Annotated in this window: 11 protein-coding genes; 3 read left to right on the top strand and 8 right to left on the bottom strand. The window is 45.8% G+C overall.

Translation table 11 applies throughout. The features are described 5' to 3' along the window. Nucleotides 1-50 precede the first annotated feature (50 nt). Complete coding sequence (locus NC997_RS02145) at nucleotides 51-443, top strand: hypothetical protein (RefSeq protein ID WP_190429815.1); 393 nt, start codon at nucleotides 51-53, stop codon at nucleotides 441-443. Nucleotides 444-493: 50 nt separating this feature from the next. On the opposite strand, the gene NC997_RS02140 is transcribed toward NC997_RS02145, so the two are convergent. From NC997_RS02140 to NC997_RS02110, 7 genes are all read right to left on the bottom strand, one after another. Beyond that, a complete protein-coding gene (locus NC997_RS02140; RefSeq protein WP_190429814.1) occupies nucleotides 494-1,003 on the bottom strand; it encodes an RNA-binding protein in 510 nt (169 codons plus the stop codon). Beyond that, complete coding sequence (locus NC997_RS02135) at nucleotides 982-1,719, bottom strand: transposase (RefSeq protein WP_242031471.1); 738 nt, start codon at nucleotides 1,717-1,719, stop codon at nucleotides 982-984. The genes NC997_RS02140 and NC997_RS02135 overlap by 22 nt, the downstream gene beginning before the upstream one ends. 566 nt (nucleotides 1,720-2,285) lie before the next feature. Next, a complete protein-coding gene (locus NC997_RS02130; protein ID WP_190529412.1) occupies nucleotides 2,286-4,439 on the bottom strand; it encodes a caspase family protein in 2,154 nt (717 codons plus the stop codon). Between the two features lie 53 nt (nucleotides 4,440-4,492). After that, nucleotides 4,493-7,960 carry a tetratricopeptide repeat protein gene (locus NC997_RS02125; protein ID WP_242031470.1) on the bottom strand — a complete coding sequence of 1,156 codons (3,468 nt, stop codon included), beginning with the start codon at nucleotides 7,958-7,960 and terminating at the stop codon, nucleotides 4,493-4,495. 177 nt (nucleotides 7,961-8,137) lie between these two features. Then, on the bottom strand, nucleotides 8,138-9,283 hold the full coding sequence (locus tag NC997_RS02120; protein WP_190529407.1) for a DUF928 domain-containing protein: 1,146 nt from the start codon (nucleotides 9,281-9,283) through the stop codon (nucleotides 8,138-8,140). 214 nt (nucleotides 9,284-9,497) lie between these two features. Further along, nucleotides 9,498-14,693: a tetratricopeptide repeat protein gene (locus NC997_RS02115; protein ID WP_190529405.1), complete on the bottom strand. Its 5,196-nt coding sequence runs from the start codon at nucleotides 14,691-14,693 to the stop codon at nucleotides 9,498-9,500. A 58-nt stretch (nucleotides 14,694-14,751) separates the two neighbouring features. Beyond that, a complete protein-coding gene (locus NC997_RS02110) occupies nucleotides 14,752-14,904 on the bottom strand; it encodes a hypothetical protein (RefSeq protein WP_190415104.1) in 153 nt (50 codons plus the stop codon). Nucleotides 14,905-14,978: 74 nt separating this feature from the next. Here NC997_RS02110 and NC997_RS02105 point away from each other — a divergent pair, with 74 nt between their 5' ends. Together NC997_RS02105 and NC997_RS02100 are read left to right on the top strand one after the other, a co-directional pair. Beyond that, complete coding sequence (locus NC997_RS02105; RefSeq protein ID WP_190529403.1) at nucleotides 14,979-15,473, top strand: thioesterase family protein; 495 nt, start codon at nucleotides 14,979-14,981, stop codon at nucleotides 15,471-15,473. Between the two features lie 80 nt (nucleotides 15,474-15,553). After that, nucleotides 15,554-16,279, top strand: coding sequence for a 2-phosphosulfolactate phosphatase family protein (locus tag NC997_RS02100; protein ID WP_190529401.1), 726 nt, complete (start codon nucleotides 15,554-15,556; stop codon nucleotides 16,277-16,279). A gap of 90 nt (nucleotides 16,280-16,369) precedes the next feature. Here the strand turns inward: NC997_RS02100 and NC997_RS02095 are convergent, their stop codons facing one another. Then, nucleotides 16,370-16,876 carry a response regulator gene (locus NC997_RS02095; protein ID WP_348257756.1) on the bottom strand — a complete coding sequence of 169 codons (507 nt, stop codon included), beginning with the start codon at nucleotides 16,874-16,876 and terminating at the stop codon, nucleotides 16,370-16,372. Between the last annotated feature and the right edge of the window lie 12 nt (nucleotides 16,877-16,888).

The following is a 16,888-nucleotide window of genomic DNA, read 5'->3' as shown; positions in this document are numbered from 1 at the left end:
CTGTAACCAGATGCTGTAAGATGCTTTCCTGGTACAACTGACTCTTATCTATGCAGCTTGAATTTATTCCAGTCGAAGAATTTTATTTCGCACTAACCTTAGCCGTCAAAACTTTGGAGGAAGTGGAGCAACCGGGTTTAATAGAACAAGTGCGATCGCGCCTCAACCTCAAATACGGTCAGCCTTCGACCGTTGCCGCAGCCACCCAGAATACGTTTAATTATGTATTTCGGGTTTTAGAGCTAGACAACAGCCCTGCAAGTCAGCTGATTGTCTCAGTAGCAGACTGGCAAGGCAAATTGCGTCTAAGCAGTGATTATGGCTGGACTCTCGATGAAGATCGCAAGCCCGTTCGCACCGAACGATTTAACCAACGACCAGAATTTACCAAGCAGCTACGCAGCTACCTGCAAGACTGGTTGCAACTCCCTCTGAGTAATTAGCTTTTAGTTGCTTAGTCATTAGTCATTAACCTTTGACTAATGACTAACGACTAATTGCTTTGAGCAGCCAACAGTTCCTTCAGTTTCGCCAATTCGCCAGCCCAGCGGGGGTCGGGTTGAAAGGTATCTGATTCATTATTAGATGTTGTCCCTTCAGAGCGTCGCGACTTCTTGTTGCTGCCACCACGACGACCACCGCCGCCTGTGGGAGCGGGAGCGGGAGCGCCACCGCCGCCGCTAGCAGCTTTGTTGGGGTCTTTAATAGGAGCTGGAGCTGCTGGGCGAGGTTCTTCTTCCCCTTCACCCTTAGCTCGTGGCAATGCCTTTTCTATTTTCAGCGGGCTTTCTTGGAACATCTGACCGTTGAACTTTTCAATAATTTCATCAGCCAGTTCATCCGTCTTCACGGTTACAAACGCAAAACCCCGACATTTGCCGGTTTTCCGGTCTTTAATCACCTTGGTGGAAACAGAATCGCTCATGTCCCCAAAAAGAGCTTGTAACTCCTGACGGTCTACTTCTTCTTTGGGCAGATTGCCTACATACAAACGGATAGACATGGAAAAATACCTCCAGACTCAATATCTTTAGACAAAAATTGCGATCGCGCACAAAGCGTATACTCGATTGGGCTGCTCGCACTAAACCCGATCTTCGGTGACAGCTTCTCCCAATCAACCTTACGGCTTATTTGGAGATTTCTCGTTTCAGCGAGAGCCTTTTGGTCTACCCCAACTCCACAGCCTGATGGGATGACCGCCGCCTTTTTCTTCATTTTCCTGAAAACGTTTTCATCTCGATTAAGAGCCAATCCGTCATCAGAATAGAAAAACCATCTATCAGCCTGCGTCCTGAAAAATTCCGCCTCACAGCTAGAATCTTCTTGAATCGTGCCAGATGGATGTACTAGCCCATAGAAACGCCTTCCTGCAATCAACCTCTTAAACGCCGAATAGCGCTTCTTCCCGGCACCGATGAGCGCCAAGATAGACACGAATTTTTCCCATCCAGCACCCGTAACAAACTTTGCCAATTTGCTCCCGGCGAGTTTTTTGTTGATCAAGTCTCGATCGGCAACCACCATTAATTGCTTCAATAGCCAGTTGGCAACTTGTTGGTAAAAATTTTGACGCTGGTTTGCAACATTTAACGGTGACAATTCAATCTGCTGGACAGCTTTAACTCGATGCTTACTGCCCTGTTTCTGGCGAGACAACTGACGCTGTAACCGCTCAATCCGCTTCTGGGCTTTCCTATTGTATCGAGGGATTGCCACCTGCTCAACGCAGTTTTGTAATCGTTGAAAAAAAAGTCTTTTATCGGCTGGAAATAAAGAGTTTATTTTTTTAAAATTGCGCTTTTGGCTGCAAGAATCTAGCTTATCTCTAATTGATGCGATTGAACAACTGCTTTGGCAATAGCAGTTAGTATTACAACCTTTTTGTTTCCACCAGTTAAAGCGTTCAGCCAACCGATAATTGTACTGCCATCTGAGCGCTTCTATCCATTCCTCCATTGTAACTAACTGCTGCTGACTTGGGCGCAATCGATACTCATGGGCGATTCTCATTAGAGAATTGTATCCTAAATTACTGTAATCTTTGCACTCGACCTTTATGGATATCGAGTGGTTTACAGCAGTATCGAGGCGAGACGTTTGCGATCGCTCCTAATTATTGCAAGATATTAACATTATTTTTAAAGGTATCACGGTCTCTGCTATGGGGCTAGTTTAAACAGCAGATTTCCGTCTTTAGCAGTATCTTCAGGCATGAAGCCCGCAAACTCCACCCCCAAGTGGATCGGTTCTCAAGATACTGCTTTATGTTCTTGCCGGAACGGTCAAATAACTTCAAAGGTAATCGACATCGCCGCCATCTGAGTTGTATCTACGTTACTCACGCCTTGGGGAGAGTTTCCAGTGCCGCGCGTGCCTTCCGCAAGGTCATCCAGCAAATCGCCGACCACTTGAGTTGGCTCCGAAAGAGCTACGGGGCCTCTTGTATCCCGTGGTGCTAGGTTCCGCAACGCTTGCAGGGCTTTCCGCAGGGGCGTGCTACTGGCAACAATCAAGACTTCTGCGACTCCTTTGGGTTCTTGGGTGACAAGGTTAAATTGATCGTCAGTCCCAGGAATTTGTAGTGTTTGCCCAGCCTTCACCTGCGTAACATCATCGGTCGCCGTCCACTGATTCGGGAAGATTGCCGATATTTCTCCCGTTGGGTCAATGACTAGGACGCTGAAATAGAGGTCGCGCGGCTCGTTATTTGTAATCTGGAACTGCACCGACGTTCCGATTGGTAACTTTCGGGCATCTGAGGGAAGATTTCCTGAAGGATTATTGGAAGAAGTTTTTTGACCGAGACTGCGATCGCTACCGCGAACGGTGAAAGCACTAGCCAAAATTTCATTTTGACCGGCTCGATTCATCGAAGCATTGACGTTTAGGCGCGATGAATTGGTATTTAGAGTGAGTTTGACAATCCTGGCTGCTAGTAATGATTTCAGTTTGGCTTGCAGGCGACTGACAGCATCGGCTACGGTTTCACCGGCAGTGCCAAAGGAGTCAGGAATCGGCTCCATCGCTGGCGAAAATAAACCTAAACTGCCCTCACTCTTCATCCTTCCAAAGATGTATTGCACCTCTTGCTGTTGTAAAGGTACAGGTTCAAGGCGCTTGATCGCTTGCAAAGCTTGTTTCGCCTGCGCGGTGTCGTTGCCTAAAGAGGGGTCAAGACCAATTTTTAAAGTTACATCACTGGGAATCCCACGAGTGCGTTCCTGCAACAGCGATCCGGGTTTGGCAGTTTTTAACAATTTTCCGCGTCCGATTAAGCCTTCACGAGATTCTAACTGCACGACTCCTTGTTCGCGCCCTTGGGAGTCTACTACGGTAAGGAGGGCATCTTGCTCAAAAGCCGCTAAACTTTGGGGGTTAAGTCCGCCCAGCCATAATTGAGCTTGGTTGCCTTCTACTTTAGTGATCACAGCTTCCGCTGGAGGCGTTTGTTGACCAATAAAGTACATCGGTTGCTTGAGATTATTGCTGCCTGGTTTCGCCTCAAATTCTGGGTTTTGACGAGATGACATCCGAGTAGTGTTACGACCAATATTGGGGAGGGCGCTGGCAAAAGATTCGCTGCCAGTTTGTTGCCACAGATATTGAGTCATTAAATAAGTAAAAGCACCGGCATAAAAGTCGCTGAAGGGGGCATCTGCGGCATACTGTTCCCGCTTGGCGGAGGCGATGACGACACCTTTGGCAACACCCTCGCGACGGCGACGCACAAATTCAGCGGGTGAGAGATTCAGGCGAGAGAGCCATTGTTCCTGATATTCTATTTCGGCGGGAACTGGTTGAAGTTGGGAACCCCCATCACGCGATCGCACGACTAAATTCCCCCGTTTGCCGCCACCTGAGTGACAGCTATCCAGCACTGCGGTAACGTTCTCTGTCTTCAGGGCATCCATCAATAAAAATAAGGTGTGCCCCATGATGTCCTCGACAACGCCTCTTTCATTGGGAAATCCGGTAGGCAGCGCACTATCGATGGGCACAAAGGTACTATTAAGACACTTCCCTGTCGGGTCTTTGAAGTCGCAGTCGGGATCGGTTACTTGGGAACCATGCCCTGAGAAGTGAAAGACCACGACATCCCCGGCTTTAGCTTGTTTAATCAGGTGTTCTTCAAAGGCATTTAAGATGCCCTTGCGGGTCGCTTGCCCATCAGTCAAGAGCAGAATGTCTTTCGGATTAAAGCCAAATCGGTGAATCAGCAGTTGTTGCTGCAACTCGACATCAGTGACGCATCCTCGCAACGGTGCTGTTGGATAGGCATTAATCCCCACCAGCAAGGCAAGTTTGCGAGGTGTTCCTTGAGCGATCGCACGACTAAAGCGATCGCCTTGCTGCATAATCTCCAGCTGGCTCAAACCCAGCGTTGCCAAAGTCGATCCAGCAAACTGCAAAAACTGACGACGCTTAATGTAAGGCATAATTACTTCTAACTAGATTGGTGTTACTGTCTTAACTCAAAACTCAAAATTTTTTAAAGTCCATTTCCTATCAAAATGAACGGTGCCCAATAGTAAGGATGGTCAAATTTTGACCCAGCACCGAGAGTATTTTCGCTTCTAGAATTGGGTATTGCTTCAACATTAATACTGCCGCGACTATCAACATTATTAAGCGCTGGGGTTGAGAAATCACCGTGCAGCAAGCCCAGTTGAGATTGGCGAAGGGCTGTAGCTTTTGTTATGGGTGTCTGTTGCGTACTTTGAGCTAAATAGCTGTAGAATTTTTGCATCAGATGACTGGTGCTGCGATCGTCCACCAGCCACAAGGAAGCGATTACTGCCTTGGTTCCAGCATTGAGGAAATAGTAGCTGATGCCAGCAATCTCTACACCGTCTTGGTCAGGCCCGCCCAGTGCCGTTTCGCAAGCTGATAGCACAACCAAATGAACATTGCCCAAATCTTGTAAAGTTTGAATCTGAGAAATTGTTAATTTCTCACCCGTACCTAATAGCAGAAATGAATCGTCTGGGCGTCCTGGCACAAATTGACCGTGGGTAGCAATATGCAAAATCTGATGATCTGTCAGATTATCTCGCAAAGTAGGAAAATCAAAAGCATTGTTGAGAAATTCGTTTCCCGGATAAATTCCTGTTGTGTCGTTCGGTTTCTTTTGCACGATCGCATCTAATTCTGCTGGGACATTGGGCAGTGGATTAAAGCCAGCAACTGCATGAGATAGTCCTAACGCTAGAACGGAGGTATTTTGAATGCCAGGAGGAAGGCGATCGCGCACATCTGTTAAGTCAGCAGATAGCACCGTAGAAACGGAGTAGTTCTCAATTAAATATTTTTCGCCATCAAACAATGCACTGATGGGAATGTAACGAGTAACCCGATCCATCGAAAAAACTAAATTTTGAATTTTATTCGCTTTGAGTTCGGGTTCAATCGGTTTAATTAGCCAGTCGTAGAGTTGTTTCCCCGTTGTCTTGACTTCGGCAATGTCAGACCGGGAATCTTCTACTAACTGACGGAATTTTAATACAGATTCGCCTAATTGCCGCTGCGTTACGGGAACTTCCAGGCTTTTAACAATGCCTCCTTTCGATGCCCATAGCAACCAAATTTTGTCCTTTAGTACGAAGGGATAAATCAGCACGGTACCTGGTTGAGATTCGACGATCTCTTTAGCTTTACTAAGTTTATTGGGGTCAAAAAAGGCATCATCTTGAGCGCGACGGCTGCGAATTTCTTTTTGAATGGTTTCAATTGTCTGATTATATTGTTCGGTTAAAGCCTGAAGCCGATCGTTGAATTGGCTCAACTGGCTGCACCGATTTTGCTTGCACTGCTCCACTTGCTGCCCAAAAGCGATTAAGGTTCCATTTTCTTTGAGAATCTTTTCTTCAATGGGATTTAAGGCGATTCCTGAAGTTTTATCCCCAGCTCTCGCATTTTTTGTATAGTTGGGTAATTCCTGGATTTTCAATAGTTCTAACACCTGTTGAGCTTCTAAAATTCGCCCTTGGGACAGTAACAAGTTAGTGAAGGCGCGATAGGTGTCGGCAATGGTTTGAGTATAGGATTCCTGTTGCTCTCGTGGCAGCACTCGTAAATCTTGGCGAATTACTTCTGTAACATTCACGGCTTGCTTGTAGAAAGCGATCGCTAATTCTGGCTGATTCTGTTTCTCTAACAAAAAACCCATATTGCCAAGCGCAATTCTTTCGCCTGTCTTATCGCCAATTTCTCTAGCAATTCCCAATGCTTGCTGAAAAAACTCTAACGCTTGGGGATACTGTTCTAACTGGTTGTAAACTCCCCCAATGTTATTAAGAGTCGCCCCAACTCCAGCCCGATCGCCAACGGTTTGACGAATCGCTAAAGCTTGTTGAAAGAACTCCAGCGCCTGGGGATACTGTCCCAACTGATTAGAAACAACTCCGATATTGTTGAGGGTGACTCCCTCACCCGCCTTGTCGCCAATTTCTTTGAGAATCTCCACCGCCTGCTGATAGAGTTTCAACGCTTCGGGATATTGACCCAAATTGCGGTAGGTTTCTCCAAGATTGTTGAGAGTCGTTCCCTCGCCTGCCTTATCGCCAATCTCCCGACGAATCTCCAAAGCTTGCTTGAAGAATGCGAGTGCCTGAGAATACTGCCCTAAATTCTCGTATACTCCTCCAATGCTGTTGAGGGTATTTCCTTCACCCGCGCGGTTGCCGATAGTTCTGCGGTTAGCTAAAGCTTGTTGATAGAATTCCAGTGCTTGGGGATACTGACCTAAACTATCGTAAACTCCCCCCATGTTGCTGAGCGTGCGCCCCTCACCAGCTTTGTCACCGATGGTTCTAGCAATCTCTATTGCCTGCTGATAGAATTCCAGTGCTTGGGAATACTCGCCCATGCTGTAGTACACTCCCCCAATGTTATTGAGAGTCGCCCCAACACCAGCTTTGTCGCCGATAGTTTTAAGAATTCCCGACGCTTGCTGGTAAGACTCCAGCGCTTTTGGATACTGCCCCAGACTGTCATAAACTGCCCCGATACCAATGAGGGTGCGCCCTTCACCTGTCTTGTCACCGATCTCTTGGCTAATTGCTAAAGCTTGCTGATAATATTCCAGAGCTTGAGGATAGTTGCCTAAGCTGCGATAAACGACACCAATGTTGTAAAGGTTACGCCCTTCATTGGCGGGATTCCCGATATCTCGGCTAATGGCTAAAGCTTGTTGATGGACTTCTAGGGCTTGAGGATACCTGCCTAGCTTGCGATAAGTGATGCCCAAGTTATTTAGAGTGCGGACTTCACCCAAGCGATCGCCAATATCCCTAAGAATTTTCAAAGCTTGTTGTTGAAACTCTATCGCCTTTTGATACTGTCCCTGGCTGTCATAAACTCCGCCAATCGTGTTCAGAGTTCTGCCTTCGCCTAGCTTGTCATTTGCTGCTTTCGCCGTTTCCAAAGCTTGCTGAAGGAACTCTAGTGCTTGCGGATATTGTCCCTGACCGCTATAAACAATACCAATGTTATAGAGAGTATTGCCTTCGCCTACCTTGTCGTCTGTTGTTTTTAGAATTCCCAACGCTTGTTGTAGAATCTCCATTGCTTTAGGAAACTGTCCTAACTCGCGGTATGTGGCACCAATTTCTGTTAACGTCCGTCCTTCGCCTACCTTGTCGCGCGCTTCTTTGCGGAGAGGAAGTGCTTGCTGTAAGGTTTCTAAAGCTTTGGCGTATTGACTCAAGCCATTGTAAACTTCCCCCAGGCTAGTAAGTGCTTCCCCAACCCCTGGTTTATCGCCAATTCTTTTGCGAATTTCCAGAACTCTTTCTAGGGTTTGCAGAGCTTCTTTAAACTGGCTGTTACGAAATTGCTGAATGCCTAGTTGAAACAGCCGATTTGCCTCAGTTTTTTGCTCTTGTCGAGATGCGATAAACCGTGTTTTTTGTGCTGGTTCCACCAGGAACTCTGCTAAGGCTAAGGACCTCGCTGCCATTGGGAAGAAGTAACTGAAAGATAAAAGTAAGGCTGTAGTAAAGCTAAGTTTCTGGATAGGGGAACGCATAAAAATACTGCTACACAAGCGGATTAGCTTTAATATCCTTCATCGCGTTTCTTTTGCGGTAAGTAATTGATATCTGGCAGTCTTACCAGTAGAAAGTTTATCCAATCGTCAGCGAGATCCGCCTCCTTGTGTCGCGCCAGGAGCTGCAATTTCCGCAGGATTGTAAGCACCACCCCTAAGCTGGGTTCCTCCTCCTGCCTGCCCTCCAGGTGCATTTAAAGTACCAGCCGGTTGAGAGATTGGTGGAGTGCTTCTCTGTGTTTGCTGCGGAAGTAAGGGTGCGGTAGCGATCGCCTCCAGTCCCACTGACTTCAACAAATCTTCCCAGGCGGCAGCTAGTGTAGAATCGTTAGGGCGATCGCGACGTAGCTCAGCCAGAGTAGTCAGAGTTTCATACCAGATGCCAGCTTTTGCATAGATGGCTGGACGCTCTTGGGGCGATGCTTGCTGTAATTGATTGGCAAGAGTGGCGCTTAATTCGTTGCGTCGAATCCAGCCTTCAACCAAAATATTACTTCCTCGGTCTTTAGGGTCGCAAAGCAGTGCGAAGGAAAAACGGTATGTTTTTCCAACTTGTAGCGGTTTTATACCTGCTTGTTCGGGGAGGCTAACGCTAACAACACCAGGGTTTTGAGAAATCTTGAAAGTGGTCTCGTAAACAACCTGCTTTCCCTCTACATCCCATACCATCAACTCTGCTGTCTGCGGGGGATTTTTTGGAATATAAAAGAACAAGGTTGGATATCCTGTAACCGTTACCCCAAAATTCTTGCCTGGTATCAACGCAGTTAGACCCTCTGCATCAACAATACAGGCGCTACGACCACGCGAGGCTCCTGGTTCCCGAATATTCGGAACTTCTTGCTCTGGAGGATTGTAAACAATACCCCTCAAACGGAATCCTCCACCTTCCTGCCTATTCTGTGTTCTTGGCTCCAAAGAGACGAGATTGTTAGGAACTCCTATAACACCCGTCAATTTGGCAAGATTCAAATTCACCCTGGTTAAGTTGGCATTGGTCAAGTTAGCACCAGACAAGTCAGCGCCGCTTAAGTTGGCACCACTCAGGTTAGCTCCTCTCAAGTCGGCTGCAACCAATCTGGCACCCATCAAGTTGGCACCGCTAAGATCGCAATTCAAGCATTTATTGGTTTCCAGCAACCGTTTAAGGTGTTCGGGATTTTCCGCTCTCACTGGCGTAGCGAACCAGAGGACAGATAACAGCCCAGCGGCGGCTAGAATTCTTTGTTTCATTGCATTTGTTGCCTCTCCTGAGCGTTAAGCGCCTCTAGTATAGCCAATCGCCAAAGCATCAACTATCTGAGTTGGGCGTGTTATTATCCATTTCTAATCAGCATCAGAGGTGCCATTTCTAATCAGCATCAGAGGTGCCCAATCGTAAGCAAGAAGGTGAGAAATTTTTTCCATCTCTTTTACCTTTACCAAGTACCTGAATTTTGATAGTTTTTTAAAGTCCATTTCCTATCAAAATAAACGGTGCCCAATAATACGGATGAGAAAATTTTGAGCCGTTGCTGGGGGTTATCGGCGGTCTAGAACCAGGTATTTGTTCGACAATAATGCCACCGCGAGGATTGGTATTGGCTGCTGTTGAGACATTGCCTTGTAACAGATTGAGTTGAGCTTGGCGCAACGCTTCCGCTTTAGTCATCGCCTTTTTAGAGGTGCCGTTAGCTAAATTTTTATAAAATTGCTGCATCAAAAGACTGGTGCTGCTATCGTCCACGAGCCACAGGGAAGCCATCACCGCCTTTGCGCCCCGATTCAAGAAGTGGTAAGCCATACTAGCAATTTCTATGCCGTCTTGACGGGGACCAGCCAAGGCGGTTTGGCAAGCTGACAGCACAACCAAATGAATGTTATTTAACCCGGTTAAGGTTTTTATCTGAGGAATCGTGAGTTGTTCGCCGGTTCCTAAGAGGATGTAAGATTTATCTGCGCTATCAGGAACAAATACCCCATGAGTCGCTAGGTGTAAAATTCGATAACTTTTCAAATTGTCTTGCAGAGTAGCAAAGTCAAAAGAACGGTTTAAGAACTTTTGACCAGGATAAATTCCCTGATTATTTTTAGTTTCTTGACGCACAATCGCATCGATTTCAGCAGGCACATTTGGTAGAGGACTGAAACCAGGGACAGCATCAGATAATCCCATTGCCAAAACAGGGCTATTTTGAGTGCCGACAGGTAGTTTATCGCGGGTGTCAGTATCTTCTGTCAATACATTGTAGACGGTGTATTTTTCAATTAGGTATTGTTTCCCGTCATAAAGAGCGCTCATCGGAATATAGCGCGTCACCCTATCAAGAGCAAAGACCAAGTTTTTCACCTGGTTATTCTTATTCTGAAGTTCCGCCTCTAAGTCTTTGATTAGCCAGTCATAAAGTTTTCGGCTAACAGCTTGTATCTTATTAGCTTCAGCCGAACCGCAATGAGCAACCTGCTCGCACTCCTTCATTAAATCGCGGAACTCTTTGACCGTTTTTCCTAATTCATCTCTTCCGACGTTAACTTTAACGGTTTTGACCGCACCCCCTGGGGCATATAGTTGTAACCACAGTTCGTTTTCTAGAACCAAGGGATAAATCATCACCGTGCCTGGTTGTGCTTCGACAATCTCTTGAGCTTTTGCTAGTTTGTTTGGGTCAAAGAAAGCGTCATCTTTGGCACGGTTAGCGCGAATTTCTTGGTCAATCTTCTGCAATTGTTGGTCAAATTGAACAATCAGAGAGGTGCGGCGACTCGTAAGCTCTTTAAGTTGACTACAATTGGTACTTTCGCACTCATTAATTTGTTTTGCTAAGGCAATGATGGACTCGCTTTGAGCAGGAATCTTTGTCTCCGTCGGAGAGAGTGGAATGTTCGGCTTATCCCCCGTAGTACCTCTAGGACTGATGGCTTCGCGAATTTCCTGCTCTCTCAATAGTTGCTGCACTTGTAGGGCTTCTTTATCCCGTCCTTGGGAGAGCAACAAGGCTGCTAACTGACGATAAATATCAGATACCTTCACCTTGTCGAAATCAACTGTTGCATCCAAGAAAGATTTTTGTAACTCTTGTGGTAAACCTTCGATACCACGCCTGACTTCCTCAATTTTGTTAACCGATTGCTTATAGTAAGTAATGGCAACACTTGACTGATTCAAATCGTGGTAGATACGCGCTAACCCTGAATAAATGAAAGCATCAGCGCTAGGAGCTTGATTATCGGTTGCGATCGCAAGTGCTTGTTGATATACCTCAATGGCTTCTTCTTGGCGTCTAAATTTGCGATGGATATGTCCAACCAGAGTAAGAGCTTGTTTTTCCCAAACTTTATTTTGGACTTTTCTAGTAAAATTCAACCAAGTTTGAGCGGCTTCCATTGCTTGTTTGTCATTACCCAATTGCCCGTAGCCAAGACTCAGCAATATATTAGCAAATGCTTGGATTTGCGGCTCTTTAATTTCTCCAGCAATTGCTAATCCTTCTTGAGCGGATTCAATAGTTTTTTGTGGATTTCCTTGGGCAAAATAGTTTTGGGCGATAAAAAGCAGCACAAGGCTTTCGTCAAAGCGATTTTTGAGTTGACGTAGTATGGGCAGTGCTTGTTGATAGAATTCGTTACTTTTTTGGTAATCCCCAAGCTCAGCATAAACAATCCCCAGAGAAGTTAGCGGTAAGGTCTGTGCTGCTGGAATATTAGTTTCACGGGCAATTTTCAAACTTTGTTGAAGTGAATCCCATGTTTTCTGATATTCACCTAAATCTTTGTAGCGGTTACTCAACCGAGCTAAAGCATGGGATTCTAGCCTACGATTTTTTAATTCTCGCGCAATTGCTAATCCTTGCTCTACTAACTGTTTGCCTTCTGTGTATTTGCCAATAATTCCGTAAGAGTTTCCTAACTTGATTAGTAACTCTGCTTCTTGTTCGCGATTATTTATTTTCCTTGCCTGTGCTAAACTTGGCTCTGCAACTGCAATTACTTTTTGATATTCTCCCAAAGCCTCATACATTCCACTAAGAATAGTCGCCGCCGCTACTTCTCCAATGAAATCTTTGTTTTTGCGCGATATCTCCAAAGACGTTTGTCCTACTGCTATCCCCTGTTCGTATTCTCCTTGAACTCTGTAGGCGTCGCTGAGAGCATTTAAAGCTAGGGCTTCACGAGAAGTATTTTGCCTTTGTCGTGCTAAAGTTAAAGCTTGCTTGGCTGTTTCCACGGCTTTGGTAGTATCACCTAACAAGCCATAACTCTGGCTTAGGGACGTTAAAGCACTGATTTCATAGTTGTTCAGTTTTGCCTTTTGCACTACTGCCAACCTAGCTTGAGCAAACTCCACCGCTTTTTGATAGTTACCTTGGTTGGAGTAAATTTCTTCAAGAATATCCAAAGCATTCTGCTCTAGTTGGGGGTTTTCTAGCTGCTTGGCAATTGCTAAACATTGCTCAGCCGACTGCAACGCTAAGGGATAGTTTCCCTGTTTGTTGTAAGCGCTGCTCAAGCTTGCCAGTGCCTTTGCTTCAAGGGAGGATTCTTTGATTTTCCGCGCAATGGTTAAGGCTTGCTGACTGACTTCAATGGCTTTCGGAACATTTTTGAGAGGTACATTGTATAAGAAAGCCAACCGCAGCAGCGCGTCTACTTCTAATGCAGGTTTACCAAGGGTTTGTGCACGCTTTAATAGCTGTTGCGCCCAATCAATAGCTTTGTCATATTCCCCAAGATTGCTGTAACTCAGACTTAAGCCAGATAGCGCACTCGATTCTGTGCTTAAAGCACTATCTTGTAAATTTGGCAATAGTTTAGCGATTTCGATTTGTCGCGCTGCGGCTAATGCTTGCTGGTAGGTTTCGACTGCCTTTTGATTTTCTCCAAGTACGTTATAGGTGCTGGCTAAAGTGAGTAAAACATCTGCCTCACCCCGTTTATTATTTTGCTGTCGTGCAATTTCGACTTGTTGCAACCTGATTTCAATATATTTGCGAGAGTCGTCCTGAGTATTGTAAATGCTAGCAAGCTGAGTCAGAGCTGAGTCTTCAATACCTAAATCCTTGGTTTCTCGCGCAATGCTCATCGCTTGTTGTAACACTTCAATCGCTTTTTGCTCGTCTTGAAAGAAGCTGTAAGCTGCTCCCAGATGAATTAAAGCACTTGCTTCTGATTTTGTTTTTTTCAATTCTCTGGCAAGGTTTAAAGCTTCCTGTGCCAACTCTATCACGCGAGAATACTCTGCTTTTGCTTGAGGATACACCCCTCTGTTGACAAATGATATGGCTGTTGAGCTATATATTCCACTTAACAAGATTAGGGTTTCTAGTTGAGCGGGTTTATCCTTGATTTCTCGACGAATAGCTAATGATTTTTGAAGGAATTCAATGGCTTGCTCGTCTTTGCCTTGCAAATAGTAAGAACTTCCGATTAGAGATAAAAAGTTAGACTCTTGGGGCTTATCTTGGGTTTCTCGTGTAATCGCCAGTCCTTGTTGATAGAATACGATCGCTTGCTCATATTGATTTTGACTAAAGTAAATATAGGCTATTCCAGAGAGAACATTGGCTTCTTGCGCTTTATTATTGGGAATGGCTTGCGCGATTGCCAGAGCTTGTTGCTTAAAGGCGATCGCTTGCTCGTATTGCTTGAGACTGCTGTAAGCCTTCCCTATGAATAGAAGAATGCCAACTTCTTGGGACTTATTCTTTACTTCTCTAACAACAGGGAGGGATTGTTGGTAAAAGGCGATCGCTTGCTCATATTGTTTTTGATTAAAGTAAGAATCTCCCATTCCTTCGAGAATGCCAGCTTCTACTAGGTGAATTCCTACGGCTTGAATAAGAGGCAATGCTTGCTGATAAAATTGCAAAGCCTGGTCATACTTGTCTTGATTAAAGTAAGTTAAGCCGAGCTGATAGAGAGTTTCCCCTTCACCTACACGGTTTTGCACTTCGCGGCTGAGGGCTAACGATTTCTCCAACCACTCCAAAGTACGAGGATACTCTTTCATGCCTCGATAGACTGTCCCCATTCGGCGCATAGTAATTCCCAGTAGAAATTTATCCCCTAATTCTTGTTGGATTGCCAGCGCTTGCTGTAAGCTTTCTAAGGCTTTGGGATATTGCTGAAGACCACCCGCGTAAAGCGTGCCAAGACTACTGAGGGTTTTACTTTCTCCTGCTTTGTCTTGTACTTCCCGACGAATCGCCAAAGCTTGTTGCAAGGTTTCTAAAGCTTTGTCATTTTGGTCATTCCAGAAATAACTCAAGCCAATATTATCTAGGGTTTCTCCTTCCCCTGTACGATCTTTTAATTCTCTGCGAATAGCCAAAGCTTGCTGCAAAACATCTAAAGCTTTGTCAGGTTGCCGCAACCAGTAGTAAACCTCGCCGATGTTGTTCAGGGTTTGCCCAATTCCGGCTTTGTCATTCAGTTGTTGCTGTATTTCTAGCACCCGTTGATAGGTGGCGAGTGCCTTTGGGTATTGCCCTTGACGATACTGCTGTACGCCTTGTTGGAAAAGTCGGTCTGCTTCAGTTTTCCGGTCTGTAGAGGTTGGTGCCTGTGCAAAAGCGCTTCCGGAAGGATGAAGGATGAAGGATGAAGGGTGAAGGGTGAGAAGCAGGCTAATCGTGAGAAGACTGACGTGATAGACGCGACGATGCATTGGACAACTCTTCCACAAGCGGTTTAGCAGATGGCTGGCTTAGAAATTGGTCATTTCATCAGTAGGGAATCGGCAAAAACCCGATGCTTTCTGAGGAAATCACGGTTGGCAAGCAGAAAATTTCTATGCTACTGGAAGAGATCCACGCTTGCGATCGCTCGTTACGGAAGGATCGCACTGAGAATAGCCCTCGCGCAGGAAGAAGAGTCATCTAACGATCTCAGGAGGCGATCGCGCTCAGTCTAGAGGTACAATCCTCTAGGTGTATTGAGGACGATAGGCAACGTGTCAGAAGAACCACAAACCTCGCCATCACTGCCACCTATGGGCGCGATTGAAAGCGTCTCTCTAACAGCTACGACAGAGAACTGGTTTGAATACCCAGTCAAAGCGCATCCTCACCATACTGACTATGCAGGGATTGTCTGGCATGGCTCCTATATTACCTGGATGGAAGAGGCGCGGGTGGAATGCCTGCGCTCAATTGGCATCGAATTTGCAGATTTAGTCGCCTTGGGATGCGATATGCCGGTTGTGGATCTTTCGGTGCGCTACCACCGCCCTCTGCGGATGGGAATGAGTGCTGTGCTAAAGACGCGCATGGCAGATACCGAGGGCGTCCGCATCAATTGGGATTATCAGATTCAATCTCTCGATGGACAAGAGTTGTACGTGACTGCAAAAGTCACGTTAGTGGTAGTAGATCGAGAAAAGGGTAAGATTATGCGCCAGTTACCACCCACGATGAAAGATGCGTTGGCACGACTTTCGGCGGTTTAATCTAAATTTGGTAGGCTTTCCTACCTAATGCTCCCTAAAATGTTAAGTCAATAGTTTTGATTGCAGGTAAAACCTTAATTGTGAAGTTATTTGTCTACCACACGCCCGAACTGACTCCCTCCGACAGCGTACCTGAGTGCGCGATCGCCATCGATGTACTCCGCGCTACGACTACTATCGCCACCGCCCTGAATGCGGGTGCTGAGGCTGTCCAAGTCTTTAGCGATATGGGAACCTTGATGCAAGTCAGCGAACAGTGGCAAGCCGATCTCCGGTTGCGCGCTGGTGAACGAGGCGGTGCTAAAGTGTCTGGCTGCGATTTGGGCAATTCTCCCCTGGATTGTACGCCAGAGCGCGTACAGGGACGACGATTATTTATCAGTACTACGAATGGCACTCGCGCCCTAACGCGAGTACAGAAGGCTCCAGTGGTTCTGGCAGCAGCGTTAGTGAATCGTCAAGCGGTGGTAGAATACGTTCTCAGCAAGCAGCCAGAGACAGTTTGGCTGCTGGGATCGGGTTGGGAAGGTAGTTTTTCTCTGGAGGATACGGTGTGTGCAGGTGCGATCGCTCATTCTTTGCAAGAGAAAGGTTCGCTAGAAATAGGTAACGATGAAGGATGTGCCGCGATCGCTCTTTACCAGCAGTGGCAAAATAATTTACTAGAGTTGTTCCACCACGCCAGTCATGGTCAACGGCTGTTACGCCTCGATTGTCAAGAAGACCTGAAATATTGCTCCCAAACCGATATTTTAGATGTGCTGCCGATCCAACGAGAAATTGGAGTGTTGGTTAAGAATATCTAAGCACGCCTTATTACTTTTCTCCGTCTGTAGAATGCAGTTTACTAAGCGAATACCAAGGGGAAATGTATTACTTATAAAGTCATGAAGCATCTAACTGGGTGGATTTGCGATCGCTCGATTAGATGCATCACTATCTTTAGAATTCAGCAGTCGTTTGATTTCATTCAAAATGATGTCTAACCCGGCATCTTTCGATAAAAAAGCATCTGCTTCCGGACAGATTTCTCTGCCAAACTCTAACTCATTAGCACTAATAAAGCCGGTTGCTAAAACTAATAAGGGAGGATTTATAAAATCATTTTTGATATGATTGATGATCTCGCAACCATCCATGCCTCTCTCATACGGAGCGGGGGGAATAGAAAAATCTATAATCAGTAAATCGTAACTTTCTATTTCTTGTAAAAACGTAAAGACTGTTTTATAAATATGAACTTCAAAATCTTTTCGTAAAAATCGCTCGATAATCAAACACCAATTTTCATCATCATCCAATACACCTATCTTGTACATGGATTTTGATCCCTCTCTAATCAATAGCTGGGCGAAGCCCAAACCTAAAATGTATTCGCTCAGCTCAAAGCAATCTACTCTCAACGAAACTCATTC

The organism is Trichocoleus sp. DQ-A2, from assembly GCF_039961915.1.
Lineage (GTDB): Bacteria > Cyanobacteriota > Cyanobacteriia > Cyanobacteriales > FACHB-T130 > FACHB-T130.
Note: the sequence above shows the minus strand (reverse complement) of the source record. Positions and strands in the feature narration are given on the sequence as shown.

Bases quoted from the DNA above. Each gene is read 5' to 3' on its own strand.
- NC997_RS02140 (WP_190429814.1), bottom strand. From the start codon at position 1,003: ATGTCTATCCGTTTGTATGTAGGCAATCTGCCCAAAGAAGAAGTAGAC.
- NC997_RS02130 (WP_190529412.1), bottom strand. From the start codon at position 4,439: ATGCCTTACATTAAGCGTCGTCAGTTTTTGCAGTTTGCTGGATCGACT.
- NC997_RS02110 (WP_190415104.1), bottom strand. From the start codon at position 14,904: ATGACTCTTCTTCCTGCGCGAGGGCTATTCTCAGTGCGATCCTTCCGT.
- NC997_RS02145 (WP_190429815.1), top strand. From the start codon at position 51: ATGCAGCTTGAATTTATTCCAGTCGAAGAATTTTATTTCGCACTAACC.
- NC997_RS02115 (WP_190529405.1), bottom strand. From the start codon at position 14,693: ATGCATCGTCGCGTCTATCACGTCAGTCTTCTCACGATTAGCCTGCTT.
- NC997_RS02120 (WP_190529407.1), bottom strand. From the start codon at position 9,283: ATGAAACAAAGAATTCTAGCCGCCGCTGGGCTGTTATCTGTCCTCTGG.
- NC997_RS02125 (WP_242031470.1), bottom strand. From the start codon at position 7,960: ATGGCAGCGAGGTCCTTAGCCTTAGCAGAGTTCCTGGTGGAACCAGCA.